Genomic DNA, 290 nt, shown 5'->3' with positions numbered 1-290 from the left:
CTCCTGGTCGGCCTTCGTCTTCGGCTCGACGGCCTGCGAGATCACCGGCTCCGGGAATTCCATCTTCTCGAGGATGATCGGCTTGGTCGGATCGCACAGCGTGTCGCCCGTCGTCGCTTCCTTCAGGCCGACCGCCGCCGCGATGTCGCCCGCGCGCACTTCCTTGATTTCCTTGCGCTCGTAGAACCGGGTACCGCCTACGACCTTGTAGGGCAGCCCCACGCGCACCAGGACGTCTTCGAGGGAACGGGACTGGGCGTTGGTCCGGTAGAACACTGCCACATCCCCAG

The 290-nt window shown here is 65.2% G+C and carries 1 protein-coding gene; it reads right to left on the bottom strand.

The genetic code is table 11. The features are described from left to right. Window positions 1-290 (bottom strand): 3'-5' exonuclease (locus SB754_RS19805; RefSeq protein ID WP_410784096.1); only part of this gene is annotated, 290 nt, incomplete at both ends.

Origin of the sequence: Leifsonia sp. SIMBA_070 (assembly GCF_046534635.1) — a bacterium.
In the GTDB taxonomy this organism is placed as follows: Bacteria; Actinomycetota; Actinomycetes; order Actinomycetales; family Microbacteriaceae; genus Leifsonia.
This window is presented reverse-complemented; position numbering and strand designations above follow the sequence as displayed.